At 70.7% G+C, this 26,135-nt stretch carries 22 protein-coding genes and 1 pseudogene; 7 read left to right on the top strand and 16 right to left on the bottom strand.

Annotated features, from left to right (window positions below):
- Positions 1–73: 73 nt before the first annotated feature.
- The 3 genes from GSY65_RS08190 to GSY65_RS08200 all read right to left on the bottom strand — a co-directional run bounded on the left by GSY65_RS08190 (position 74) and on the right by GSY65_RS08200 (position 2,674).
- Positions 74–1,180, bottom strand: a complete 1,107-nt coding sequence (locus GSY65_RS08190; protein ID WP_159766688.1) for an amidohydrolase family protein — start codon at positions 1,178–1,180, stop codon at positions 74–76.
- 58 nt (positions 1,181–1,238) lie between these two features.
- Positions 1,239–1,601, bottom strand: a complete 363-nt coding sequence (locus GSY65_RS08195; protein ID WP_159766689.1) for a hypothetical protein — start codon at positions 1,599–1,601, stop codon at positions 1,239–1,241.
- Between the two features lie 77 nt (positions 1,602–1,678).
- A complete protein-coding gene (locus GSY65_RS08200) occupies positions 1,679–2,674 on the bottom strand; it encodes a heme o synthase (RefSeq protein ID WP_159766690.1) in 996 nt (331 codons plus the stop codon).
- 367 nt (positions 2,675–3,041) lie between these two features.
- On the opposite strand from GSY65_RS08200, the gene tkt reads away from it, so the two are divergent.
- From tkt to pgl, 5 genes are read left to right on the top strand one after another with little or no spacing between them, the layout of a single operon-like run.
- Positions 3,042–5,129 (top strand): transketolase, encoded by a 2,088-nt coding sequence (gene tkt, locus GSY65_RS08205; protein WP_159766691.1) that lies wholly within the window; start codon positions 3,042–3,044, stop codon positions 5,127–5,129.
- A 33-nt stretch (positions 5,130–5,162) separates the two neighbouring features.
- Positions 5,163–6,281: a transaldolase gene (gene tal, locus GSY65_RS08210; RefSeq protein ID WP_159766692.1), complete on the top strand. Its 1,119-nt coding sequence runs from the start codon at positions 5,163–5,165 to the stop codon at positions 6,279–6,281.
- Positions 6,282–6,286: 5 nt separating this feature from the next.
- Positions 6,287–7,825: a glucose-6-phosphate dehydrogenase gene (gene zwf, locus GSY65_RS08215; protein WP_159766693.1), complete on the top strand. Its 1,539-nt coding sequence runs from the start codon at positions 6,287–6,289 to the stop codon at positions 7,823–7,825.
- On the top strand, positions 7,822–8,985 hold the full coding sequence (gene opcA, locus GSY65_RS08220; RefSeq protein WP_159766694.1) for a glucose-6-phosphate dehydrogenase assembly protein OpcA: 1,164 nt from the start codon (positions 7,822–7,824) through the stop codon (positions 8,983–8,985). The genes zwf and opcA overlap by 4 nt, the downstream gene beginning before the upstream one ends.
- The gene (gene pgl, locus GSY65_RS08225; protein WP_159766695.1) at positions 8,985–9,767 is read left to right on the top strand and encodes a 6-phosphogluconolactonase; all 783 of its coding nucleotides are present in this window, start codon (positions 8,985–8,987) and stop codon (positions 9,765–9,767) included. Before opcA ends, pgl begins: the two co-directional genes overlap by 1 nt.
- Before the next feature lie 107 nt (positions 9,768–9,874).
- Here pgl and GSY65_RS08230 read toward each other — a convergent pair.
- Positions 9,875–10,150 (bottom strand): annotated as a pseudogene (locus GSY65_RS08230) (MFS transporter); the annotation flags it as partial.
- Here GSY65_RS08230 and GSY65_RS33680 point away from each other — a divergent pair.
- Positions 10,128–10,298 carry a hypothetical protein gene (locus tag GSY65_RS33680; protein WP_236580278.1) on the top strand — a complete coding sequence of 57 codons (171 nt, stop codon included), beginning with the start codon at positions 10,128–10,130 and terminating at the stop codon, positions 10,296–10,298. The pseudogene GSY65_RS08230 and the gene GSY65_RS33680 sit on opposite strands and share 23 nt — an antisense overlap.
- Positions 10,253–10,477 (top strand): SDR family oxidoreductase, encoded by a 225-nt coding sequence (locus GSY65_RS08235; RefSeq protein ID WP_236580192.1) that lies wholly within the window; start codon positions 10,253–10,255, stop codon positions 10,475–10,477. The genes GSY65_RS33680 and GSY65_RS08235 overlap by 46 nt, the downstream gene beginning before the upstream one ends.
- 66 nt (positions 10,478–10,543) lie before the next feature.
- On the opposite strand, the gene pgi is transcribed toward GSY65_RS08235, so the two are convergent.
- The 12 genes from pgi to GSY65_RS08295 form a co-directional block, all read right to left on the bottom strand.
- On the bottom strand, positions 10,544–12,199 hold the full coding sequence (gene pgi / locus GSY65_RS08240) for a glucose-6-phosphate isomerase (RefSeq protein WP_159766696.1): 1,656 nt from the start codon (positions 12,197–12,199) through the stop codon (positions 10,544–10,546).
- A gap of 240 nt (positions 12,200–12,439) precedes the next feature.
- The gene (locus GSY65_RS08245; RefSeq protein WP_003957010.1) at positions 12,440–12,775 is read right to left on the bottom strand and encodes an RNA polymerase-binding protein RbpA; all 336 of its coding nucleotides are present in this window, start codon (positions 12,773–12,775) and stop codon (positions 12,440–12,442) included.
- A 224-nt stretch (positions 12,776–12,999) separates the two neighbouring features.
- Entirely contained in the window at positions 13,000–13,230 is a 231-nt protein-coding gene (gene secG / locus GSY65_RS08250) for a preprotein translocase subunit SecG (RefSeq protein ID WP_055514354.1), read from the bottom strand.
- Positions 13,231–13,383: 153 nt separating this feature from the next.
- Positions 13,384–14,172, bottom strand: coding sequence for a triose-phosphate isomerase (gene tpiA / locus GSY65_RS08255; protein WP_201452474.1), 789 nt, complete (start codon positions 14,170–14,172; stop codon positions 13,384–13,386).
- A 6-nt stretch (positions 14,173–14,178) separates the two neighbouring features.
- Positions 14,179–15,390 carry a phosphoglycerate kinase gene (locus GSY65_RS08260; protein WP_159766697.1) on the bottom strand — a complete coding sequence of 404 codons (1,212 nt, stop codon included), beginning with the start codon at positions 15,388–15,390 and terminating at the stop codon, positions 14,179–14,181.
- A gap of 134 nt (positions 15,391–15,524) precedes the next feature.
- The gene (gene gap, locus GSY65_RS08265) at positions 15,525–16,535 is read right to left on the bottom strand and encodes a type I glyceraldehyde-3-phosphate dehydrogenase (protein ID WP_159766698.1); all 1,011 of its coding nucleotides are present in this window, start codon (positions 16,533–16,535) and stop codon (positions 15,525–15,527) included.
- Positions 16,536–16,804: 269 nt separating this feature from the next.
- Complete coding sequence (locus tag GSY65_RS08270; protein WP_159766699.1) at positions 16,805–19,762, bottom strand: M14 family metallopeptidase; 2,958 nt, start codon at positions 19,760–19,762, stop codon at positions 16,805–16,807.
- A gap of 188 nt (positions 19,763–19,950) precedes the next feature.
- On the bottom strand, positions 19,951–20,940 hold the full coding sequence (whiA, locus tag GSY65_RS08275) for a DNA-binding protein WhiA (protein WP_159766700.1): 990 nt from the start codon (positions 20,938–20,940) through the stop codon (positions 19,951–19,953).
- Positions 20,931–22,001 (bottom strand): gluconeogenesis factor YvcK family protein, encoded by a 1,071-nt coding sequence (locus tag GSY65_RS08280; protein WP_159766701.1) that lies wholly within the window; start codon positions 21,999–22,001, stop codon positions 20,931–20,933. The genes whiA and GSY65_RS08280 overlap by 10 nt, the downstream gene beginning before the upstream one ends.
- Entirely contained in the window at positions 21,998–23,050 is a 1,053-nt protein-coding gene (gene rapZ, locus GSY65_RS08285; RefSeq protein ID WP_159766702.1) for an RNase adapter RapZ, read from the bottom strand. Before rapZ ends, GSY65_RS08280 begins: the two co-directional genes overlap by 4 nt.
- Complete coding sequence (gene uvrC / locus GSY65_RS08290; protein WP_159766703.1) at positions 23,047–25,119, bottom strand: excinuclease ABC subunit UvrC; 2,073 nt, start codon at positions 25,117–25,119, stop codon at positions 23,047–23,049. The genes rapZ and uvrC overlap by 4 nt, the downstream gene beginning before the upstream one ends.
- 267 nt (positions 25,120–25,386) lie before the next feature.
- On the bottom strand, positions 25,387–26,058 hold the full coding sequence (locus GSY65_RS08295; protein WP_159766704.1) for a response regulator transcription factor: 672 nt from the start codon (positions 26,056–26,058) through the stop codon (positions 25,387–25,389).
- Positions 26,059–26,135: the final 77 nt, after the last annotated feature.

Below are 26,135 nucleotides of genomic sequence, written 5' to 3' on the forward strand. Positions count from 1 at the left end.
CGGCGGTGGTGCCGGCGGTTCGGGGTGGGTCGCTGCGGGTCATACGGGCCAGTCCGTCCGGCCCGCCGCCGGGTCACTCCAGGCCGTACACGCGTCGCGCGTTGCCCTCCGCGATCAGCGCGGCCACGCGCTGCGCGTCCGTCAGGGACCAGGCGCCCTCCGCGACCCAGGTGCCCAGGACCCGGGCCAGCGCCTCGCTGAACAGACGGGCGCCGACGACGTGCAGCTCGGGCAGACCGTGGGCGCCGCTGGAGAAGAGGAGCTTGCCGAAGGGGGCGAGTTCGAGGACCTCGGCGAGCACGGCGGTGGCCCGCGCCCCGGTGCGGACGAGTTCGGCGCCCAGGTCGGCGTAGACGTGCGGGAAGACCGCGGCGAGGTGGGCGGCGTGGCGGTGGTACGGGTAGCCGTGCAGCAGGACCAGGGCGGTGCCGAGGCCGGCCGTGGCGCGGACGAAGTCGGTGAGCAGGACCGGGTCCGTGCGGTCGATGCGCAGGCCGGGCTCGCCGAAGCCGGCGTGGAGCTGGAGGGGGCGCCCGGAGGCGACGGCGATCCACAGCAGGTGGCGCAGGAGCACCGGGTCGGTGAGGGGCCCGCCGACGGGCCGGTGCGCGAGCCAGCGTCCGGCGGCCCCCCGCACCTCCCCGGGGCCGGGCGGTTCGGGCGCCAGCGCCAGACCGTGCCGTACGCCCGCCACCGACGCGAAGGCCACGGCGTGCGCGGCGGCGCCGTGCACCGACTCGGCGAGATTGGCGAGGAACGACTCCACGGTGCCGGAGGTGTCGGCGACCTGTTCGGCCAGGAGTTCGAGGCGGACGATCTCGTGGGCGTCCGCGTCGCCCGTGGAGGCCATCTCGCCGGGACCCGTGAGGTCGCCGGGCAGCCCCGTGTCGACGAGGTAGGTGGTGATGCCGCTGCCCCGCAGCAGTCTGCGGCCCGCCTCCAGGACGCCCAGTTCACGGCGGCGGGCGAGATAGCGGGCCGGTGGGCAGTGCGGTTCGAGGCCCAGCAGGGGCGGGCACCAGCGGCGCACGGCGAAGCCGGTCTGGGTGTCGAAGAAGGTGGTGCCGGGCGCCGGTGGTCCCTCACCGCGGGCCAGGTGGGCCTCGAACGTGCCGAGGCCCAGCTCCGTTCTCAGTACGCCGTGGCAGTACTGGTCCACGAGGGACGGCGTTTCGATCATCCGGACTCCCCGTCGCTGGACCGGTGTGCTCCCACAGGTCCTAACGGGTGAGTCGGGCTCAGGTGTTGCTGTTGGCCGGTCCCCCGACCTGGATTCCGGCCATCCGGGACCATTCGTACGGGCCGGTGCGGACCTTGGCGGCGAACTCGCCGTCGAAGTCCTCGTGCACGGTGACGCCGGCCCTGCGCACGGCTTCCTCGGCGATGGCGTGGGTGGGGGCGACGAGGTCGCCCCAGCCGCCGTCCTCGCCCACGAGGACGATGCGGGAGCCGCGCTCGCCGATGTAGGCGACCTGGGCCTCGGCGCCCCCGTGCGCCTTCGCGAAGGCGCCGATCTGCTTGGCGAGCCTGGCCGCCCGGCGCTCCGCCTTGGCTGCGGCCTTGGTGTCCTTGGCCTCGTCGACCTGCTTCGTGTCTGCCATGGCTGGATGCTACCGATCAGTAGGGCGGGGCTGCGACGGCGGGGGCAGTGGGGTTGACCACTCGCCGGCGCCGCGTCTCAGCGCAGGAAGGGGTCCACCGCCACCGCCACGAAGAGCAGGGAGACATAGGTGATCGACCAGTGGAACAGGCGCATTTCCTTGAGCTTGGCGCCGGTGACCCCGCTCTTCGCCCGGTTCTGCAGGGCGTGGGCCTCCCAGAGCCACCATCCGCCGGTCACCAGGGCGACCGCCGTGTAGAACCAGCCGGTGTAGCCGAGCGGGGTGAGCAGCAGGGAGACGGCGACCATCACCCAGCTGTAGAGGACGATCTGGCGGGCGACGACCTTGTTCGAGGCGACGACCGGGAGCATGGGGACGCCGACGCGGGCGTAGTCGTCCTTCACCTTCATGGACAGCGGCCAGTAGTGCGGCGGGGTCCAGAAGAAGATGACCAGGAAGAGGATCACCGCGGCCCAGGACATCGAGTCCGTCACGGCGGACCACCCGATGAGGACCGGCATGCAGCCGGCGATGCCGCCCCACACGATGTTCTGCGCCGTACGCCGCTTGAGGATCATCGTGTAGACGACGACGTAGAAAAGGAGCGCTCCGAGCGACAGCCACGCGGACAGCCAGTTGACCAGGACGCCGAACCAGGCGGTGGAGACCACGGCGAGGGTGATGCCGAAGACCAGGCCCTCACGCGGGGTGACCATGCCGGTGACGAGGGGGCGCTGCGAGGTGCGCTCCATGAGGGCGTCGATGTCACGGTCGATGTACATGTTGAGCGCGTTGGCGCCGCCCGCGGAGAGGTAGCCGCCGACACAGGTGGCCAGCACCAGCCAGAGGTCGGGCACGCCCTGCTCCGCGAGGAACATCACCGGAACGGTGGTGATCAGCAGCAGTTCGATGATCCTCGGCTTGGTGAGGGCCACGAACGCCTTGACGCGCGCCCCGAACGGCCGCTGACCCCGGCTGCTGCTCGCGCTGCTCGCGCCCGGCTCCCCCGGCGCCTTGAGGGCCTGGGCGGTGCCCCCACCCGATGGACGGGATTCGACGGCCGTCACGCACACCCCTGACAGAGACTCCCAGCGAGCACCACGGACGTGAACTCCCCGTAACGGCTCGCGCGTACCACGCCACTGTAGACGTTGCCCAGAGCCGACCTTTCAACGGGGTCGGGTCGTGTTGGGCGGCGCGGCCGGACGAGCCGAACACGTTTCGGTTGAGCAACCGGATGAGCGGCTGCGTATTCAGATGTCGAACGACCGAACCCGCTGGTCTCAGCATGCGGAACAACCGGTCGGGAGGCGGACCCGGGAGGGTCCCGGCAGTCTGGAATGACTCGAAAAAATGCGCGTTGTCACAGGGGTAGGCTCGACTTCGGCCGGCGCCCCGAGAACGCCGGCACCGGACATGTGAGAGGAGCCCTGACCCAGGGTGAGCATCAAGCCGACCACTACAGACCTCGCGTGGACCGAGTTGGACCAGCGGGCCGTCGACACCGCCCGCGTCCTGGCCGCCGACGCCGTACAGAAGGTCGGCAACGGCCATCCGGGTACGGCCATGAGTCTCGCGCCCGCCGCGTACACCCTCTTCCAGAAGGTGATGCGCCACGACCCCGCCGACCCCGACTGGGTGGGCCGTGACCGGTTCGTCCTGTCGGCCGGCCACTCGTCCCTGACCCTGTACATCCAGCTGTACCTGGGCGGCTTCGGCCTGGAGCTGGAGGACCTGCAGTCCTTCCGCACCTGGGGTTCGAAGACGCCGGGCCACCCCGAGTACGGGCACACCAAGGGGGTGGAGACGACGACCGGGCCGCTCGGCCAGGGTGTCGCCAACGCCGTCGGCATGGCGATGGCCGCCCGCTACGAGCGTGGCCTGTTCGACCCGGAGGCCGCCGAAGGCGAGTCGCCGTTCGACCACCACATCTTCGTGATCGCCGGTGACGGGTGCCTCCAGGAGGGCATCTCCGCCGAGGCGTCGTCGCTGGCCGGGCACCAGAAGCTCGGCAACCTGATCATGCTGTGGGACGACAACCACATCTCGATCGAGGGCGACACGGAGACGGCCGTCTCCGAGGACACGGTCAAGCGGTACGAGGCGTACGGCTGGCACGTGCAGCGGGTGGAGCCCAAGGAGGACGGCGACCTCGACCCGGCCGCGCTGTACGAGGCGATCGAGGCCGCGAAGGCCGTCACCGACAAGCCGTCGTTCATCGCGATGCGCTCCATCATCGCCTGGCCCGCCCCGAACGCGCAGAACACCGAGGCCGCGCACGGCTCGGCGCTCGGCGCGGACGAGGTCGCGGCCACCAAGCGGGTCCTGGGCTTCGACCCGGAGAAGGACTTCGAGGTCACCGACGAGGTCATCACGCACACGCGTGGCCTGGGCGAGCGCGGCCAGGCGGCCCGTGCCGTGTGGGAGAAGTCGTTCCAGCAGTGGCGGGACAACAACCCCGAGCGCGCCGGCGAGTACGACCGCGTCGCCGCCGGTGACCTGCCCGAGGGCTGGGAGGAGCACCTGCCGGTGTTCGAGGCGGGCAAGGGTGTCGCCACCCGTGCCGCGTCCGGCAAGGTCCTCCAGGCACTCGGCGCCGTGATCCCCGAACTGTGGGGCGGCTCCGCCGACCTCGCCGGTTCGAACAACACCACCATCGACAAGACGTCGTCGTTCCTCCCGGCCGACAACCCGCTGCCCGAGGCGAACCCGTACGGCCGCACCATCCACTTCGGCATCCGCGAGCACGCCATGGCCGCCGAGATGAACGGCATCGCGCTGCACGGCAACACCCGTGTCTTCGGCGGCACCTTCCTGGTGTTCTCCGACTACATGCGCAACGCGGTCCGGCTGTCGGCCCTGATGCACCTGCCGGTGACGTACGTGTGGACGCACGACTCCATCGGTCTCGGCGAGGACGGCCCCACCCACCAGCCGGTCGAGCACCTGGCCTCGCTGCGCGCCATCCCCGGCCTGAACGTCGTCCGTCCGGCCGACGCCAACGAGACCGCGATCGCCTGGCGCGAGATCCTCAAGCGCTGGACGAAGGAGTGGGGCAAGGGCGCCCCGCACGGCCTCGCGCTGACCCGTCAGGGCGTACCGACGTACGAGCCCAACGAGGGCGCGGCCAAGGGCGGTTACGTGCTCTTCGAGGCCGACGGCGGCGACGCCCAGGTCATTCTGATCGCGACCGGCTCCGAGGTGCACGTCGCCGTGGAGGCCCGCGAGCAGCTGCAGGCGCAGGGCGTGCCCACCCGTGTGGTGTCGATGCCCTCCGTCGAGTGGTTCGAGGAGCAGGACCAGGGGTACCGGGACAGCGTCCTGCCGCCGTCCGTCAAGGCGCGCGTCGCCGTCGAGGCCGGCATCGGCCTGACCTGGCACAAGTACGTCGGGGACGCCGGTCGCATCGTCTCGCTGGAGCACTTCGGCGCTTCGGCCGACGGCAAGGTGCTGTTCAAGGAGTTCGGCTTCACCGCGGAGAACGTGGCCGCCGCCGCGCAGGAATCACTCGCGGCCGCCCAGCGCTGACGCTCACACACGACACGTAGGAGATGTAATCCCATGACAGACGCACTCAAGCGCCTCTCCGAGGAAGGCGTGGCGATCTGGCTGGACGACCTGTCGCGCAAGCGCATCACGTCCGGCAACCTCGCCGAGCTGATCGACCAGCAGCACGTCGTGGGCGTCACCACCAACCCTTCGATCTTCCAGAAGGCGATCTCCCAGGGTGACGGCTACGACCAGCAGCTGTCGGACCTCGCGGCGCGCAAGGTGACCGTCGAGGAGGCCATCCGCATGATCACGACGGCGGACGTCCGTGACGCCGCCGACATCCTGCGCCCCGTCTTCGACGCGACCGACGGCCAGGACGGCCGGGTCTCCATCGAGGTCGACCCGCGGCTGGCGCACAACACCAAGGCGACGGTCGCCGAGGCCAAGCAGCTCGCCTGGCTGGTGGACCGCCCCAACACCCTGATCAAGATCCCGGCGACGCTGGGCGGCCTGCCGGCCATCACCGAGGTCATCGGCCTCGGTATCAGCGTCAACGTCACGCTGATCTTCTCGCTGGAGCGCTACCGCCAGGTGATGGACGCCTACCTGGCCGGTCTGGAGAAGGCCAAGGAGCGCGGCCTCGACCTGTCCAAGATCCACTCGGTGGCGTCGTTCTTCGTGTCCCGCGTGGACACCGAGATCGACAAGCGCCTCGACGCACAGGGCACGCCCGAGGCCAAGGCCGCGCGCGGCAAGGCCGGTGTCGCCAACGCGCGCCTCGCCTACCAGGCGTACGAGGAGGTCTTCCGGGGCGAGCGCTGGGCGTCCCTGGAGAGCGCGGGCGCGAACAAGCAGCGTCCGCTGTGGGCCTCGACCGGCGTCAAGGACCCGGCGTACAAGCCCACCCTGTACGTCGACGAGCTGGTGGCGCCGAACACGGTGAACACCATGCCGGAGGCCACGCTGGAGGCCACCGCCGAGAGCGGTGGGATCCGCGGTGACGCGATCGCCGGGACGTACGAGCAGGCCCGTGCCGAGCTGGACGCGGTCGAGAAGCTCGGCATCTCGTACGACGAGGTCGTCCAGCTGCTGGAGGACGAGGGCGTCGAGAAGTTCGAGGCGTCCTGGAACGACCTGCTCAAGTCGACCGAGGCGGAGCTCAAGCGCCTCGCACCCTCGGAGGGCTGAGCACCTTGGCGCCTCTTTCCGTCACCGGGGCGAATCCGCTTCGTGACGCCGCGGACCGACGGCTCCCGCGTATCGCGGGGCCGTCGGGCCTGGTCATCTTCGGCGTCACAGGCGACTTGTCACGCAAGAAGCTGATGCCTGCCGTGTACGACCTCGCCAACCGCGGACTGCTGCCGCCGGGCTTCTCGCTCGTCGGTTTCGCGCGCCGTGAGTGGGCGCACGAGGACTTCGCGCAGGAGGTCCACGACGCGGTCAAGGAGCATGCCCGCACCCCCTTCCGCGAGGAGGTCTGGCAGCAGCTCATCCAGGGCATGCGGTTCGTCCAGGGCACCTTCGACGACGACGTGTCGTTCGAGCGGCTGCGCGACACGATCCAGGAGCTGGACAAGGCGCAGGGCACGGGCGGCAACTTCGCCTTCTACCTCTCCGTGCCGCCGTCCGCGTTCCCGGTCGTGATCCAGCAGCTGAAGAAGCACGGGCTGGCGGACCAGTCGAGCGGTTCCTGGCGGCGCGCGGTCATCGAGAAGCCCTTCGGTCACGACCTGAAGTCGGCCGAGGAGCTCAACGCGATCGTCCACGAGGTCTTCGCCCCGGACCAGGTCTTCCGCATCGACCACTACCTGGGCAAGGAGACCGTCCAGAACATCCTGGCGCTCCGCTTCGCCAACACGATGTTCGAGCCGATCTGGAACCGGTCCTTCGTGGACCACGTGCAGATCACCATGGCCGAGGACATCGGCATCGGCGGCCGCGCCGGGTACTACGACGGCATCGGCGCCGCCCGTGACGTCATCCAGAACCACCTGCTGCAACTGATGGCGCTCACCGCGATGGAGGAGCCCGCCTCCTTCGACGCGGACGCGCTCGCCGCGGAGAAGACGAAGGTCCTCGGCGCGGTACGGCTGCCGCGGGACCTCGGCCGGGACACGGTGTTCGCGCAGTACGCGGCCGGCTGGCAGGGCGGCGAGAAGGTCATCGGCTACCTCGAAGAGGACGGCATCGACCGCAAGTCGAAGACCGACACGTACGCCGCGATCAAGGTGGAGGTCGACAACCGCCGCTGGGCGGGTGTGCCGTTCTATCTGCGGACCGGCAAGCGCCTGGGCCGCCGGGTGACCGAGATCGCCGTGGTGTTCCAGCGGGCGCCCCACTCCCCCTTCGACTCCACCGCCACCGAGGAACTAGGCCAGAACGCGATCGTCATCCGCGTCCAGCCCGACGAGGGCGTCACCGTCCGCTTCGGTTCCAAGGTGCCGGGCACCTCGATGGAGATCCGGGACGTGTCGATGGACTTCGCGTACGGCGAGTCCTTCACGGAGTCCAGCCCCGAGGCGTACGAGCGGCTGATCCTCGACGTCCTGCTCGGTGACTCGAACCTCTTCCCGCGCACGGAGGAGGTCGAGCTGTCCTGGAAGATCCTCGACCCGATCGAGGAGTACTGGGACAAGCACGGCAGGCCCGCCCAGTACCAGGCCGGTACCTGGGGCCCCGTCGAGGCGGACGAGATGCTCGAACGAGACGGACGGAGCTGGCGCCGGCCATGAAGACAGACCTCACGGACACCACGGCCAGCAAGATCAACAAGGCGCTCGTCAAGGCGCGCCGCGCGATCGGCACCCCGGCCGTCGGCATGGTGCTCACGCTGGTCCTCGTCACGGACGAGGAGAACGCGTACGACGCGCTGAAGGCCGCGAACGACGCGTCCCGCGAGCACCCCTCGCGCACGCTCGTGGTCATCAAGCGCGTCTCGCGCGGCCCCCGGGACCGGACGAAGTCGCGCCTCGACGCCGAGGTGCGGGTGGGCGCGGACGCGGGGGCCGGCGAGACGGTCGTGCTCCGGCTGTACGGCGAGGTCGCGGACCACGCCCAGTCGGTGGTGCTGCCGCTGCTGCTGCCGGACGCGCCGGTCGTGGTGTGGTGGCCGGTCAACGCGCCGCTCGACCCGGCCCGCGATCCGCTGGGCGCGCTCGCCCAGCGGCGGGTCACCGACAGCTACTCCGCCGAAAAGCCGATCGAGGAGCTGCGGGCCCGCGCCGACAACTACGAGCCCGGCGACACGGACCTCGCCTGGACGCGGATCACCCCGTGGCGTTCCATGCTGGCGGCCGCGCTCGACCAGGTGGACTGCGAGGTCATCTCCGCGGAGGTGCAGGGCGAGCAGTACAACCCGAGCGTGGAGCTGCTGGCGATGTGGCTCGCGGACCGGCTGCACGTCCATGTGCGGCGCGGCGTGTCGGCGGGCCCCGGCCTGAACGAGGTGCGGATGCTGACCAGCAACGGCCCGATCCGGCTGTACCGGCCCTCCGGCGGTCTCGCCCTGCTCACGCTGGAGGACCAGCCGGACCGGGCGGTGGCGCTGAAGCGCCGCGAGACGTCCGAACTGCTGGCGGAGGAACTGCGCCGTCTGGACCCGGACGACACGTACGCCTCGGCGCTGCGGTTCGGGGTGGACCGGCTGGGTGGCTCCCCGGGGAGCGCGCTGCCGGGCGGGACGATGTCCGAGACGGCCTCGGCCTCGGCTTCGACCGGGGGCGCGGCGTCGACCTCCGCTTCCGGTTCGGCTTCGACGGCGGCTTCCGGTTCGGCTGCTTCCGCGTCCGCGGCGTCGGCCCTGCCCGCGTCGGCGGCCGGCGTTGACGGGGAGGGCGAGGACGAGCGGCCCACGCCCGCGCAGATGCCGCCCGTGAAGAAGGCGGCCTCGTAGTGAGCACTCCCCAGCTGGTCGTGCACCGCGACAAGGAGCTGATGGCGCAGGCGGCGGCCGCCCGGCTGATCACCAAGGTCGTGGACGCGCAGGCATCGCGCGGCTACGCCTCCGTGGTCCTCACCGGCGGTCGCAACGGCAACGGCCTGCTCGCCGCGCTGGCGGCGGCGCCCGCACGGGACGCCGTCGACTGGGGCCGGCTGGACCTGTGGTGGGGTGACGAGCGGTTCCTGCCCGAGGGCGACCCCGAGCGGAACGTCACCCAGGCCAGGGAGGCGCTGCTGGACTCGGTGCCGCTGGACCCGAAGCGGGTGCACGCGATGCCCGCGTCGGACGGGCCGTGGGGCTCCGACGTGGACGCGGCGGCCGCCGCGTACGCGGAGGAGCTGGCACGGGCCTCCGGGCCGGAGAACCACGGCTCGGTGCCGACGTTCGACGTGCTGATGCTGGGCGTCGGTCCGGACACGCATGTCGCGTCGCTGTTCCCGGAACTGCCGGCCGTACGGGAGACCGAGCGGACGGTGGTCGGGGTGCGGGGCGCGCCGAAGCCCCCGCCCACGCGGGTCACCCTGACGCTGCCGGCGATCCGGGCGGCTCGGGAGGTGTGGCTGCTGGCGGCCGGCGAGGACAAGGCGCAGGCCGCGGCGATCGGTCTGTCCGGCGCCGGTGAGATCCAGGCGCCGGTCGCGGGCGCGCGTGGCAGGGCCCGCACGCTGTGGCTCCTGGACTCGGCGGCGGCGTCCCGGCTGCCCCGTTCCCTGTACCCCCCGGCGTCTCCCTGAGGGACGCGCCGACCGGAGGGGCGGCTGCTCGCGCGGTTCCCCGCGCTGGAGGAACGGGCCTGTGGCCCGAGGGCGCGGTTCCCCGCGCGAGCAGCCGCGGACGGCCGTCAGACGGAGAAGTCCCCCTCCCGGGTCTCCGGCAGGGCCACGACACAGGCCAGGCTCACGAGGCACAGCCCGCCCGTGTAGAGGCCGAGGACCAGCGGCGACGACGACTGGCTGTCCAGCCAGGTCGCGACGCGCGGCGCGAACCCGCCCCCGAGCGTGTTGGCGAGGATGAACGCCGCGGACGCCCCGGTGTACCGCAGCCCTGCCGGGAACAGCTCCGCGAGGAACGCCGCCGTCGGCGAGAACATCAGCGTGAGCAGCATCAGCCGTACCGTCCTGATCTCGACCACGGCCGCCCTGCACGGCGCCCCCGGCCAGACCAACCACGCGGCGGCCAAGGGGGCCTCGTCGGCTTCGCCCGCGCCCTCACCCAGGCGCTGGGTGCCCGCGACGTCACCTGCAACGTCGTCGCGCCGGGCCTGACGGAGACGGACATGAGCCGCGCCCTCACCCCGGCGCAGCGCCGTGAGCTGCCGCGCCCCCCGGCCTGCCGGCTGGGCCGGCCCGAGGAGGTCGCCGACGCGGTGGCCTTCCTGGCCGGCGCCGGATATGCGCGCGGCGCCGTGATCCCGGTCGACGGGGGCGCGGGCCCCGGGCACTGAGGCCGCGGGGCCCGAGAGCGGGGTGGGGAGAGGGCTGGGAGTGCCTCCCCCTCCCCACCCGATCCACTAGCGACGGCCGCGCAGTTCCCGGTACTTGGCGACCAGGGCCCGCGTGGAGGCGTCGAGGCCGGGCACCTCGGCGCCCTCGGTCAGCGCGGGCTCCACCCGCTTGGCGAGGACCTTGCCCAGCTCGACGCCCCACTGGTCGAACGAGTCGATGTTCCAGACGGCGCCCTGGACGAACACCTTGTGCTCGTACAGCGCGATCAGCTGGCCGAGGACCGACGGGGTCAGCTCCTTCGCCAGGATCGTGGTCGTGGGGTGGTTGCCCTTGAACGTCTTGTGCGGCACCAGTTCCTCGGCGACGCCCTCGGCCCGCACCTCGTCCGGTGTCTTGCCGAAGGCCAGCGCCTGCGTCTGGGCGAAGAAGTTCGCCATCAGCAGGTCGTGCTGGGCCCGGAACCGCTCACCGAGGTCGGCGACCGGCTCGGCGAAGCCGATGAAGTCCGCCGGGATCAGCTTCGTGCCCTGGTGGATCAGCTGGTAGTAGGCGTGCTGCCCGTTCGTGCCGGGGGTGCCCCACACCACCGGCCCGGTCTGCCAGTCGACCTCCCGGCCGTCACGGCCCACGTACTTGCCGTTGGACTCCATGTCCAACTGCTGGAGGTACGCCGTGAACTTGGACAGGTAGTGGCTGTACGGCAGGACCGCGTGGGACTGGGCGTCGTGGAAGTTGCCGTACCAGATGCCGAGCAGGCCCAGCAGGAGCGGCACGTTGGACTCGGCGGGCGCGGTGCGGAAGTGCTCGTCGACGATCCGGAAGCCGTCGAGCATCTCCCGGAAGCGGTCCGGGCCGATCGCGATCATCAGGGACAGGCCGATCGCCGAGTCGTACGAGTAGCGGCCGCCGACCCAGTCCCAGAACTCGAACATGTTGGCGGTGTCGATACCGAAGTCCGACACCTTCCCGGCGTTCGTCGAGAGCGCGACGAAGTGCTTGGCGACGGCCTCGGGGCCCGCCTTCAGCTCGGTCAGCAGCCAGTCGCGGGCGGAGGTCGCGTTGGTGATCGTCTCGATCGTGGTGAACGTCTTGGAGGCGATGACGAACAGCGTCTCCGCCGCGTCCAGGTCCCGTACGGCCTCGTGCAGGTCGGCCCCGTCGACGTTCGACACGAAGCGGACGACCAGGTCGCGGTCGGTGTAGGAGCGCAGCACCTCGTACGCCATGGCGGGGCCCAGGTCGGAGCCGCCGATGCCGACGTTGACGATGTTCTTGATGCGCCTGCCGGTGTGCCCGGTCCACTCGCCGGAGCGGATCCGCTCGGCGAAGCCGGCCATCTTGTCGAGGACGGCGTGCACGGCCGGCACCACGTTCTCGCCGTCGACCTCGATCACCGCGTCCCGCGGGGCGCGCAGCGCGGTGTGCAGGACGGCGCGGTCCTCGGTGGTGTTGATCTTCTCACCACGGAACATCGCGTCCCGCAGTCCGAACACGTCGGTCGTGGCGGCCAGCTCCCGCAGCAGCCGCAGCGTCTCGTCGGTGACCAGGTGCTTGGAGTAGTCGACGTGCAGATCGCCGACCTCCAGCGTGTACCCGGTGCCGCGCCCGGGGTCGGCCGCGAACAGCTCCCGCAGCTGTACGTCGCGCAGTTGCTCCCGGTGCTCGGCCAGCGCGGTCCACTCGGGCGTCTGGTCGAGCCTGGTACGGCTTTCTGCGTTCATCTCGGACTTCAGCCTTCTTTCCTACTGGTCCTGCGTGCCTTGCCCCGCTGCCGGTCCCAACCTAATGGAGCACGAGGCGACACGAGCGGTCGTCCCGCCGTGGTCGGGCTCGACCACACATACGTCGGCCGTGCGCCCCGGTGTCAGCGTGTCGGGGGACAGAAGGAGAACAGGGGGGAAAGCGGTGCCCGGCGAACGCGTACGGCCGGACACCCCGGGGTGTCCGGCCGTACCCGGTTCTCAGATCTCGCCCCGCAGTTTGGCGAGCGCCTCGGCGAGGATCGCCTCGCCGTCCGCGTCGCTGCGCCGCTCCCGCACATAGGCGAGGTGCGTCTTGTAGGGCTCGGTGCGCGGTGGGTCCGGCGGGTTGTCCCGGTCCTGTCCGGCCGGGAAGCCGCAGCGCGGGCAGTCCCAGGTGTCGGGGACCTGCGCGTCGCTTGCGAAGCTCGGCTGGGTCTCGTGTCCGTTGGAGCACCAGAAGGAGATGCGAAGCCGGGGTGCGGACTCGCCGCGCTCGGCTTCGCCCATCGGCCCCGCCCCGACCCGGCTTCCTCGGATCGCGTTGCCACTTGCCACGGTCGTAACTCCCTGCGTGATGGTGCGGCGAAGCGAGTCGGCGTTTCGCTTCGCTGCGAGCGCCTCAGTCTACGTAAGGCCCAACGCGCGTCCAGTGATGGGAGTTACCTCTCATCACAGACGCAAGCCCCATGATAGGCCGCGCTCGAAGTCGCGTACCCGGCATGGGGCTTTACGTGCGGATCGGTGCGTCCGTGACGCGTTGTCGTGCGGGGACCCGAGGGTCAGTTGTTGACCTTCATGAGGATGCCGAGTACGACGATGCACGCGAACCACAGCAGACCGACCACCACGGTGATCCGGTCGAGGTTGCGCTCGGCGACCGAGGAGCCGCCGACGGACGACTGCATGCCGCCACCGAACATGTCGGAGAGGCCGCCGCCCTTGCCCTTGTGCATCAGCACCAGCAGCATCAGCAACCCGCTGAAGACGATCAGGGCGATCGAGAACCCCATAACCACGGCTGGACCAACTTCCTCGGATCTGGATGGACGACAGGGGGCATGGCGCCGGGCCATGCCCCCGCAAGACTACGACGTTACGCCGCTACCGCCTACTCACCTTTCCCGGATCGCCGTCGGGACGCTCTGATCCGGTGTCGCGACGGCTCACTGGTCACGGAAGCGCACGATCTTGACGAACTCGTCCGCGTCCAGGGAGGCACCGCCGACGAGGGCGCCGTCGATGTCGGCCTGGGCCATGATCTCGGCGACGTTGCCGGCCTTGACGGAGCCGCCGTACTGGATGCGGACCCGGTCGGCCAGCTCCTGGCTGTACAGCTCGGCCAGCTTGGCACGGATGGCCGCGCAGACTTCCTGGGCGTCCTCGGCACCGCAGACCTTGCCGGTGCCGATGGCCCACACGGGCTCGTAGGCGATGACGACGGTCTCGGCGTGCTCGGCGGGAACGTCCTTCAGACCGCCCTCGACCTGGGCGAGGGTGTGGGAGACGTGGTCGCCCGCCTCGCGGACCTCCAGCTCCTCACCGACGCAGAGGATCGGGGTGAGGCCGTGCTTGAAGGCGGCCTTGACCTTGGCGTTGACGATCTCGTCGGTCTCGTCGTGGTACTGGCGGCGCTCGGAGTGGCCGACCGCGACGAACGTGCACTTGAGCTTGGCCAGCATCGGGCCGGAGATCTCGCCGGTGTAGGCGCCGGAGTCGTGCGCCGAGAGGTCCTGGGCACCGTACTTGATCTTGAGCTTGTCGCCGTCGACGAGGGTCTGCACGGACCGCAGGTCGGTGAAGGGCGGCAGGACCGCGACCTCGCAGGCCTCGTAGTCCTTGTCGGCCAGCGCGAAGGCGAGCTTCTGGACGTGGGCGATGGCCTCGAGGTGGTTGAGGTTCATCTTCCAGTTGCCTGCCATCAGGGGCAGGCGGCCGTTTTCCACAGCAGTCATCGAGGGTCAGTCCTCCAGTGCGGCGAGTCCGGGGAGCGTCTTGCCCTCGAGGTATTCGAGGGAGGCGCCGCCACCGGTCGAGATGTGGCCGAATGCGTTCTCGTCGAAGCCCAGGATGCGCACGGCGGCGGCGGAGTCTCCCCCGCCGACGACCGTGAACGCCTCGGAGTCGAGGAGAGCCTGGGCGACCGCTTTGGTGCCCTCGGCGAAATCGGGGTGCTCGAAGACGCCCATCGGACCGTTCCAGAAGACGGTGGCCGCGTCGGCGATCTTCGAGGCGTACAGCTTGCGGGTCTCCGGACCGATGTCCAGACCCATCTGATCGGCCGGGATGGCGTCCGCGGCGACGGCGGTGGGGTCGGCCGGGGCCTTGGCCTTAAGGTCCGGGAACGCGGACGAGACGAGGGCGTCGACCGGCAGGACCAGCTCGACACCGGTCTTCTCGGCGCGCTCCAGGTACTCTGCGACGGCCGCGAGCTGGTCCTCCTGAAGGAGGGAGCTGCCGATCTCGTACCCCTTGGCCTTGAGGAAGGTGTACGCCATGCCGCCGCCGATGAGGATGCGGTCGGCCTTCCCGAGCAGCTGGTCGATGACGGCGAGCTTGTCGGAGACTTTGGCGCCGCCGAGCGCGACCACGTAGGGGCGCTTGACGTCCTCGGTGAGCTTCTTGAGGACGCCGACCTCGGTGGCGATCAGATGACCGGCGTAGTGCGGCAGCCGGGCCGGGAGGTCGAAGACGGAGGCGTGCCCCCGGTGCACCGCCCCGAAGCCGTCACCCACGTAGATGTCGGCGAGGCCGGCGAGCAGGTCCGCGAAGGCGGCGCGCTCGGCGTCGTCCTTCGAGGTCTCACCGGCGTTGAAGCGCAGGTTCTCCAGCACCGCGACCTGGCCGTCGGCGAGTTGCGCGACGGTGGCACCGGCGGACTCGCCGACCGTGTCCGTCGCGAACGCCACGTCGGCGCCGAGGAGTTCACCGAGGCGGGCGGCGGCCGGGGCGAGCGAGAAGGCCGGGTCCGGGGCGCCCTTGGGGCGGCCCAGGTGCGAGGCGACGACCACCCGGGCGCCCGCCTCGGCGAGGGCCTTCACGGTGGGCAGGACGGCGCGGATGCGGCCGTCGTCGGTGATGGTCGTGCCGGACAGCGGCACGTTCAGGTCGGCGCGGACGAAGACCCGCTTCCCGGCGACCGGGCCGGCGAGCAGTTCGTCGATCGTCTTCATTGAGGGGACTCCCGGAGAGGACTTGTGGTGCTCGTGATCGTAAGAGGGCCGTTTCGCACGTGAGTCAGGGCCCGGGCGGCGCGTCGCTGCGCTGCCCGAGCCCTGCCGTCACATCAAGTGCCTGTCTCCGTCGATCAGAGCTGGTTGCCGACGAACACCGTCAGGTCGACGAGGCGGTTGGAGTAGCCCCACTCGTTGTCGTACCAGCCGAGGATCTTCACCGACGTGCCTTCCTGGACCATGGTCAGGGAGGCGTCGAAGGTGCAGGAGGCCGGGTCGCTGACGATGTCCGAGGACACGATCGGGTCCTCGGTGTAGAACAGGATGCCCTTGAGGTCGCCGTCCTCGGAGGCCTTCTTGAAGGCGGCGTTGACCTCGTCCTTGGTGACCTCGCGCTGCAGCTGCACGACCAGGTCGGTGGCGGAGCCGGTCGGGACCGGGACACGCATGGCGATGCCGTCGAGCTTGCCCTTGAGCTGCGGCAGGACCAGCGCGGTGGCCTTCGCGGCACCGGTGGTGGTCGGGATGATGTTCTCGGCGGCGGCGCGGGCGCGACGCAGGTCCGAGTGCGGGAAGTCCAGGATGCGCTGGTCGTTGGTGTACGCGTGGACCGTCGTCATCAGACCCTTGACGATGCCGAAGTTCTCGTCGAGGACCTTCGCCATCGGCGCCACACAGTTGGTGGTGCAGGAGGCGTTGGAGATGACGTGGTGGTTCGCCGGGTCGTACTTGTCCTGGTTGACGCCCATCACCACGGTGATGTCCTCGTCCTTGGCCGGAGCCGAGATGAGGACCTTCTTGGCACCGCCGGCGAGGTGCTTCTCGGCGTCGGCCTTCTTCGTGAAGATGCCGGTGGACTCGATGACGATGTCGACGCCCAGCTCGCCCCACGGGATGTCGGCGGGGTTGCGCTCGGAGAGGACCTTGATGGTGTGGCCGTCCACGGTGATCGTGTCGGCGGTGTGCGACACCTCGGCCTTGAGACGGCCCAGGATGGTGTCGTACTTCAGGAGGTGTGCGGTGGTCGCGGTGTCACCCAGGTCGTTGACAGCCACGATCTCGATGTCTGCACCCTGCTCCAGCAGCGCGCGGAAGTAGTTACGACCGATGCGGCCAAAGCCGTTGATGCCTACGCGGATCGTCACGAACCGATCTCCTCGTTGGTACGCCGGCTCAGTGCCGGCGAGCTGTATGGGATGTCCCCGACCGCCTACGACCCTACCTCCCCGGGACCCGTCGAGTGACATCGAGATGCCCTATACATGCCGGTGCGGTCCGTACCCGCCAGTAGGGGTACGGACCGCCCGGGTTTTACAAGCTGATTACCTTTTGAGCGGCCTCCCGATCATCTGATTTCAGACGTTCGGGGTGGCCTCTCCAGGGCCTGTCGTCAGCCCTTCGGCGCAGTCGGCGCTCACTTCCTCAGCGCCGCGAGCGCTTTGCCGAGCAGTGCCGTCCGGTCGGCCGCCGCGGGCACCTGCTCCAGGCCGAAGCCCAGCAGCACGGTGTCGTTCGTGGTGACCGCGCCGAACGTCTTGAACAGTTCGCCGGACAGACCCCAGTCCCGCACGACCGCCGGGCTGCCCGCGGGCGGGCCGGGGGTCTTCCACGCGCCGAGCGACGTCTCGAAGCCCTCGGTCGCACCGGCCGCCGCGCCGGTGACGACCGTGGTGTTGTCGAGCAGCACGCCGCGGCCGCCGGAACCCGGGTCGGTGATGTAGCTGAACGACACCTCGACCGACTTCCCGGCGTAGGCGGACAGATCGAACTCGACCTGCTTCCAGCCGTCGGAGGCCCCGGTGAAGCTGTTCCAGGCCCCGCTGGTGCCGGTCGGGGCGCAACCGCCGGAGCCCGGGGTCAGGTACCGCTTCAGCGCCGGGTGGGCCTGGATGAAGTAGCCGGCCTCGCACTCGACGGGCACGGCGGTGGAGGTGGCGCCGCCCGCCTCGGGCAGCGTCGTCCAGTCGTCCGCCCCGGCGGTGTGCGCCTCCAGGACCGCGTGGTCGTAGCCCTCCTCGGTGTTCCACAGCATCCGGGTGCGCAGCGTCGGCCGGTCGGCCGCGCTCACCGAGGTGAGGTCGATGGTGCGGGTGAGCCGGTTCCAGGCGTAGTCGGAGTGCGTGACGGCCGCCATGGACGCGCCCTCGTACGGGCCGTACGGGTTGACGGTGCCGGGGTACTGGCCCGCCCCGGCGCTCGCGAACTGCGGGAAGGCGTCCGCCGGCAGGGCGTCGGAGGTGAGGCCGAACGATCCCGCGGTGTTGAGCGGGTTGCCGGGCGCGTCGCCGAGTGTTCCCGTGAAGCCCGCCAGCCTGCCGCTGCCCGCGAAGGACGTGGCGTCGGGCAGGGACGTGCGGCTGTAGGCGCCCAGGTAGTACTGGCTGAAGTCGTTGGACAGGGTGCCGCCGCCGAGGTCGACGGAGCCGCCGGCGCTCTCGCCCGCCTCGATCAGCTTGCCGCCCTCGTTGAGGTAGGCGCGCAGGGCGAGTTGGGTGGCGACACCGGGGCGCACGGCGCCCGTGTAGTGGACGACCTGCTTGAAGTGCTTCAGTACGCCCAGCGCGTCGGGAGCGCCCTGGGTCGCGACGTCCCAGACGAGCGCCTTCTTGCCGTTGGCCTTCAGCGCGTCGACGTAGGTCTTGGTCTGGGTCGCGGGCGCGCCCTCCTCGGCGACGACGAGGGTGTCGGCCTTGGGCCGCTCGGCGATCGTGTAGGTGAAGCGGTCGCTGCGGGTGGGCTTGCCGTTCCTGGTCTCACCGGTGAACCAGACCTCGACCTTGTCACCGGGTTCGCCGTCCTGGACCTCGGCCCGGTACTCGTCGAACCAGAGGTTGTCCTCACCGCCGTACGTCTCGCCGCCCTTCCAGGGCCTGAGCGTCTGGTCGTAGGTCCGGCCGCGGCCGTTGATCCGGTACTTCAGTTCCTTGTCGCGCACGGACTTGCGGGCGACGACGGAGATCACCTGGTCGGCGCCGCGCGAGTACGACGTGGTGAAGGGCGCCGGGGTGAAGTCGGGGGCGTCGAGGCCGACCGAGGACTTCGGCTGGTCGGGCCCGGCCGCGGACTCGGCGACGGAGAGCGCGAACGGGATGTTCTTCTCGAACTCCTGCTTGATCAGCTTCTCGTCGTCCGGGAACGTGAAGACGGAGGCGCAGTCCTCCGGCTTCCAGGCGTCGGCCGGGTCGATGTTCGACGCGGTCTGGCACGTCGACATCTCGGGGGTGAACATCGCCGTGCCGTTGACGTTGGCCGCGTGGCCGTCCGCCTCGCCGTTGGTGGTGTACAGCTCCGAGGAGACCTGGGGGTGGTACCCGGGGACGGCGGGGTTCTCCGGGGTGCCGGCCAGCGCCTTGTAGAGCACGTCGTCCGGGGTGGGGGTGGCCACCTGCCAGCCGACGCCGTAGAGGATCAGTTCGGCGGCGGAGTGGTAGTTGATGCCGTACTCGAAGCCGATGCGCTTCTCGAAGGCGTCCAGGGCCTTGGTCTCGGGCTCGGAGCCGGGGCTCGCGCCGCGGTAGGTCTCGCTGGTGGGGAACGGGGACGAACCCTCGTTGTCGTAGCCCCACTTGTAGGCGAAGTTGCGGTTGAGGTCGACACCGTCGCCGACGGTGACGGCGTTGTCGCCGTTGATGTCGCGCAGGTTCTTGCGCCACTGGCGGTTGCCGTCGGCCTGGTGGGTGAAGTCGTAGCCGTCCGGGTTGGCGGAGATCACGAACCACAGCTCGGTGGTGTCGACGATCTTCTTGATCCGCTTGTCGGTCCGGTAGTTGTCCAGGTAGTGGTGCATCAGCCGCCGGGTCATCTCCGGGGTGATCCACTCACGGGCGTGCTGGTTGGACATGTACAGGACGGAGGGCTTGGCGCCGTCCTTGGTCTTCTTCGCGTTCTTGGTCAGCTTGAGCGCGAGGATGTCCTGTCCCCGCAGGGACTTGCCGATGGAGACCACCTTGGTCAGGGAGGGGTTCTCCTGGCCGGTCCGGAGGATCTCCTCCTTGATGCCGCCCGCTCCGCTGTACGGGCGGTAGACCCCGTCGCCCGCGGCGTCCACCCGCGCCTGCGCCGTGCGGCTGAGCCGGTGCTCCTCGAGATCGACGCCCTGCTCCTCCAGGGCCTCGGCCTGCTTGTCGGTGAGGTAGACCTCGACCGACGCGGTGCCCTTCTCCGGTGCCTGCTCGCTGAGTTCGTGACCGTCCTGCCCGGCCGCCAGAAGCAGGGGTACCTGCTCCTTCGTGACCTCGGCGCGGAAGACCTTGACCTCTTCCGCGTCGCCGGAACCGTCGTTCTCGGCCGCCTGGGCGAACGGCGCGAGCCCCGCGCCACCGCCCAGCAGGAGCACGCCGGCAGCGAGGATCGATCTCGCTCTTCGTCTCATGAGCCCCCCTTGCGTGGGTTCGCCACAGCGGCGAACAGACGCCAGGCTCATGTCAGATCGGGGTCACGTCAAGGGTGCCGCACACGCCGCACGAGGATTTCACCCCGTCACCGAGAAGCCGGCGCCGACAGCCCAACAGGGCGTCGGCACCGGCGCGTTCGTCGCTACGGCGCTCGGGTGACGGGTGGTCACCCCGCGAGGTTATCGGCCATCTCCTCGGTGAGGCTCGACTCGGTCCCCGGGATGCCCAGGTCCTGTGCGCGCTTGTCCGCCATGGCCAGCAGCCGGCGGATGCGGCCCGCGACGGCGTCCTTGGTGAGCGGCGGGTCGGCGAGCGCGCCCAGCTCCTCCAGCGACGCCTGCTTGTGCTCCATGCGCAGCCGTCCGGCGGCGGCGAGGTGCTCGGGCACGTCGTCGCCGAGGATCTCCAGGGCGCGGCCCACCCGCGCACCGGCGGCGACGGCGGCGCGGGCCGAGCGGCGCAGGTTGGCGTCGTCGAAGTTGGCGAGCCGGTTGGCCGTCGCCCGGACCTCGCGGCGCATCCGCCGCTCCTCCCAGGCCAGCACGGACTCGTGGGCGCCGAGCCGGGTCAGCAGCGCGCCGATCGCGTCGCCGTCGCGTACGACGACCCGGTCGACGCTGCGCACCTCACGGGCCTTCGCGGCGATCGACAGCCGGCGGGCCGCGCCGACCAGCGCGAGGGCCGCCTCCGGACCCGGGCAGGTCACCTCCAGGGAGGACGACCGGCCGGGCTCGGTGAGCGAGCCGTGTGCCAGGAACGCGCCGCGCCAGGCGGCCTCGGCATCGCAGGTGGCCCCCGAGACCACCTGCGGCGGCAGTCCGCGGATGGGCCGGCCGCGACCGTCGACCAGTCCCGTCTGCCGGGCCAGCTGATCGCCGCCCGCGACGACCCGCACCACATAACGAGAGCCCCGGCGCAGTCCGCCGGGTGCCATCACGATCAGTTCGGAGCTGTGGCCGAAGATCTCCAGGATGTCCCGCTTGAGGCGGCGCGCCGCCATCGCGGTGTCCAGCTCCGCCTCGATCACGATGCGGCCGCTCACCAGGTGCAGCCCACCCGCGAACCGCAGGATCGCCGAGACCTCCGCCTTTCTGCAGCAGGTCCGGGTGACGGGTAGCCGGGAGATCTCGTCCTTCACCGCTGCCGTCATCGCCATGGGCCGATCCTTCCATGCATCCGAAAAATACGGTCGTACGCGGCGGCCAGCAGCTCCGGATCATGCCGCGGAGATCCATCGGGCCGGGCCACCGGCGCCAGCTCGACCGCGGCGCCGAGCCGCTTGGCGGCCTCGGTGAGCACATCACGGTCGGGCACGGCGGCCTCGTCGGCCAGCACCACGTCCAGGGCGAGTTTAGGGGCGTGTCGTGCCAAAACCTCCAAATGACGCTGCGGGGAGAAGCCATCGGTTTCTCCCGGCTGCGGGGCGAGGTTCAGCGACAGCACGAGCCGGGCCTTGGTCTCGGTGAGGGCGTCGAGCAGCTCGGGCACGAGCAGGTGCGGGATGACCGACGAGAACCAGGAGCCGGGGCCGAGCACCACCCAGTCGGCGTCGAGGACGGCCTCCACCGCCTCGGGCACGGCGGGCGGGTCGGGCGGCACGACGTGCACGGACTGCACCTCGCCGGGGGTGAGCGCGACGGTCGCCTGGCCGCGGACGGTGTCGACGTCGTCGGGGCGCGCCGGGTCGTGCCCCTTGACCAGGGCCTGGAGCTCCAGGGGCACCGCGGACATGGGCAGCACGCGGCCCTGTGCGCCGAGGAGCCTGCCGACCAGGTCCAGCGCCTGGACGTGGTCGCCGAGCTGCTCCCACAGGGCGACGATCAGCAGGTTCCCGACGGCGTGGTCGTGCAGGTCGCCCTGGGAGGTGAAGCGGTGCTGGATGACGCGGGACCAGGTCTGGCCCCAGTCGTCGTCGCCGCACAGCGCGGCCAGCGCCTTGCGCAGGTCGCCGGGCGGGAGCACGCCCAGCTCGTCACGCAGGCGTCCGCTGGAGCCGCCGTCGTCGGCCACGGTGACGACGGCGGTGAGGTCGCCGGTGATCCGGCGCAGGGCGGCGAGCGAGGCGGACAGGCCCATGCCGCCGCCGAGCGCGACGACCTTGGGCTGGGCGCCGCGGCGGCGCGGCCGGCCGCCACGGGCCTCGGCGGGTCCGGCGGCGCGTCCTTCCGGGGTGTTCCGGCGCAGTCTGCTCAGCCGCAGAGCAGTACGTCCGGTCATTCGCGGCCCATGTCGCGGTGCACGACGACGGTCTCGACGCCCTGGGAGGCGAGGCGGGCGGCGAGCTTCTCTGAGGTGGCGACCGAGCGGTGCTTGCCGCCGGTGCAGCCGACCGCGATGGTCACGTACCGCTTGCCCTCGCGGCGGTACCCGGCGGCGATCAGCTGGAGCAGTTCGGCGTAGCGGTCGAGGAACTCCTTGGCGCCGGGCTGGTTGAAGACGTACGCGGAGACCTCCTCGTTGAGGCCGGTGTAGGGGCGCAGCTCCGGGACCCAGTGCGGGTTGGGCAGGAAGCGCATGTCCACGACCAGGTCGGCGTCGACGGGGAGGCCGTACTTGAAGCCGAAGGACATGACGGTGGCCCGCAGCTCGGGCTCCTCCTCGCCGGCGAACTGGGCGTCCATCTTGGCGCGCAGCTCGTGCACGTTCAGGCTGGAGGTGTCGATCACCAGGTCGGCGTCGCCGCGCAGCTCGCGCAGCAGCTCCCGCTCGGCGGCGATGCCGTCGACGATGCGGCCGTCGCCCTGGAGGGGGTGCGGGCGGCGCACCGACTCGAAGCGGCGCACGAGGGCGTCGTCGGAGGACTCCAGGAAGACGATCCGGCGGGTGACGTTCTTCGTCTCCAGGTCGGCGAGGGAGTCGCGCAGGTTGTCGAAGAAGCGGCGGCCGCGGACGTCGACGACGACCGCGATCCGCGCCACGTTGCCCTGGGAGCGGGCGCCGAGCTCCACCATGGTGGGGATCAGTGCGGGCGGCAGGTTGTCCACGACGAACCAGCCGAGGTCCTCCAGGCACTTGGCGGCCGTGGACCGGCCGGCCCCGGACATGCCGGAGATGATCACCAGCTCGGGGATGGCCGCCTCGGGGACCCCGGCTGTTTCGATGCCCGTACTCACGTGTGCTCCGTCTTCCTGTGGCGCTGGGTGCTGGGAGGCGTGGTCGCCCACCGCGCTGGGGGCCTGCCCGCGCTCCGCCGTGTGCTCTCGGTGCTGTTCTTCTGGACGCTCGGGGCGCTCATGGGGTTCTGGGCGCTTTTCGTGCTCGGTCATGTCTCCTGCCCTCGTCGCCGGTCCGGGGGACCCGCGGTGGACACCGCCACGGGCTCCCCGGAGGTGTCCACCGTCGTGCCGGGCCCCTCTTCCTCCAGGATCTCTCCGGTGGCGGTGTTCACGGCGGGTGCCGCCGGGGCCGCCTGGGCGAGGGCGGCGGCGATGGTCTCGGCCGTCTTGCGGCCTATGCCGGGGACCTCGCAGATCTGGTCGATCGTCGCGGCGCGCAGCTTCCTCAGCGAGCCGAAGTGCTTGAGCAGGGCCTGCTTGCGGGTGTCGCCGAGGCCGGGCACGTCGTCCAGGGGGCTGGTCCGCAGCCGCTTGGCCCGCTTGGTGCGCTGGTAGGTGAGGGCGAAGCGGTGGGCCTCGTCCCGCACCCGCTGCAGGAGGTACAGCCCCTCGCTGGTGCGGGGCAGGACCACCGGGTCGTCCTCACCGGGCAGCCAGACCTCCTCCAGGCGCTTGGCCAGGCCGCACACGGCGATGTCGTCGATGCCCAGCTCGTCCAGGGCCCGGCGGGCGGCGGCGACCTGCGGCTGTCCGCCGTCGACGACGACGAGCTGCGGCGGGTAGGCGAAGCGCCTGGGGCGGCCGTCGTCGTCGGTGAGGGTGTCCTCGCCCTCGGCCCACTCGCCGGTCTTCTCCTTCTCGGCGAGGTAGCGCCGGAAGCGGCGGGCGATGACCTCGTGCATGGAGCGGACGTCGTCCTGGCCCTCACCGTGCCAGACCTGTGTGTCCCCGACCCGGCCCTTGATCTGGAAGCGGCGGTACTCGCTCTTGCGGGCCAGGCCGTCCTCGAAGACGACCATGGACGCCACGACGTCGTCGCCCTGGAGGTGGGAGATGTCGTAGCACTCGATCCGGAGGGGGGCGCTGTCGAGGTCGAGGGCCTCGGCGATCTCCTCCAGGGCCCGCGAGCGGGTGGTGAGGTCGGAGGCGCGCTTGGTCTTGTGCAGCACCAGCGACTGCTGGGCGTTGCGCTGGACGGTCTCCATGAGGGCCTTCTTGTCGCCGCGCTGCGGGACGCGCAGGGAGACGTTGGAGCCGCGGCGCCCGGTGAGCCACTCCTGGACGGGTTCGACGGGGTCGGGCAGCGCCGGGACGAGGACCTCCTTGGGCACCGAGTCGCCGGTCTCCTCGCCGTAGAGCTGCTGCAGGGCGTGCTCGACGAGGTCACCGGTGGTGACGGCCTCGACCTTGTCGGTGACCCAGCCGCGCTGGCCGCGCACGCGTCCGCCGCGGACGTGGAAGATCTGGACGGCGGCCTCCAGCTCGTCCTCGGCGACCGCGATCAGGTCGGCGTCGGTCGCGTCGGCGAGGACGACGGCGTTCTTCTCCATGGCCTTCTTCAGGGCCTCGATGTCGTCGCGCAGCCGGGCGGCCCGCTCGTACTCCATCTCCTCGGCCGCGTCCGCCATCTGCCGTTCCAGACGGCGGAGGTAGGTGCCGGTGCGGCCGGCCATGAAGTCGCTGAACTCCTCGGCCAGTTCCCGGTGGTCCTCGGCGGTGATGCGCTCGACGCAGGGGGCGGAGCACTTGCCGATGTAGCCGAGCAGGCAGGGGCGGCCGGTGCGGGCCGCGTTCTTGAAGACGCCGGCCGAGCAGGTGCGCACGGGGAAGACGCGCAGCAGCAGGTCCACGGTGTCGCGGATCGCCCACGCGTGCGCGTACGGGCCGAAGTACTTGACGCCCTTCTTCTTGTGACCGCGCATCACCTGCACGCGGGGGTACTGCTCGTTCATCGTGACCGCGAGGTACGGGTAGCTCTTGTCGTCGCGGTACTTGACGTTGAACCGGGGGTCGAACTCCTTGATCCAGGAGTACTCCAGCTGGAGCGCCTCCACCTCCGTCGACACCACCGTCCACTCCACGGAGGCGGCCGTGGTGACCATGGAGCGGGTGCGCGGGTGGAGGCCGGCCAGGTCCTGGAAGTAGTTGGCCAGGCGCTGGCGCAGGCTCTTCGCCTTCCCGACGTAGATCACCCGGCGGTGCTCGTCACGGAACTTGTACACCCCGGGAGAGTCCGGGATCTGTCCCGGACTGGGGCGGTAGCTGGAGGGATCGGCCATGCTCCACACCCTACTGGCGGGGAGTGACAGCGCGGGGCGCCCGGGGAGGGCGGACGCCCGTCCCTCGTGCTGGGACCGGAAAGGTTTGCCGGGAGGCTCGCGGCGTCCGGTGCGGTGCATCGCAAGGCGGAGCATGACCGGCGTACCGGATGTACGCGGGTCATGCGACACCGCCGCGGTGGGGCCCCTCCCGCTCGAGCGAAGCCGAGAGCGGGGGAGCCGTGCCGGGCGTCGCGAGCCGGCGAACCTTTCCGGTCACAGCACTAGCTAGCGGGTCTCCAGGAACGTCAGCACCGCCAGGACCCGGCGGTGGTCGTCCGGTTCCTCGGGGAGCCGCAGTTTGCCCAGGATGCTGCGCACGTGCTTCTCGACGGTGCCCTCGGTCACCCACAGCCGCTTGCCGATGCCCGCGTTGGAGCGCCCCTCGGCCATGAGGCCGAGCACCTCGCGCTCGCGGTTGCTGAGCATGGCCAGCGGATCGTCGCGGCGCTGCGCGGCGACCAGCTCCCGCACGAGTGAGGGATCCACCACACAGCCGCCCCGGCGGATGCGGTCGAGGGTCTCCAGGAACTCGTCGACGACCGTGATCCGGCTCTTGAGGAGGTAGCCGATGCTGCGCCCGCCGGCCAGCAGCTCCAGCGCGTCCTCGACCTCGACGAACGCCGACAGGACGAGGATCCCGACCGACGGGTACCGCTCACGGATGGCGCGAGCCGCCTTCAGGCCCTCGGTGGACTGGGTCGGCGGCATCCTGATGTCGATGATCGCGATGTCCGGCACCTGCGACTCGACGAGGTCCATGAGGCCGGTGCCGTCGCCGGCCTGGCCCACCACCTCGTATCCGACGCGCTCGCACAGACTGGCCAGTCCCTCGCGCAGGAGCACGTCGTCGTCCGCGAGCACCACCCGTCCGAGCGCCGGATGCTGATCGGCGTGCATGTGGTCTCGGCCTCCCCCTGCCCGACCTGTTCTCTTCTTCCACGACAGCCTGCCCGAACACGGTCTTACGGCTAGCT

The sequence above is a fragment of the Streptomyces sp. HM190 genome (assembly GCF_009857135.1).
Taxonomy (GTDB): Bacteria; Actinomycetota; Actinomycetes; order Streptomycetales; family Streptomycetaceae; genus Streptomyces; species Streptomyces heilongjiangensis.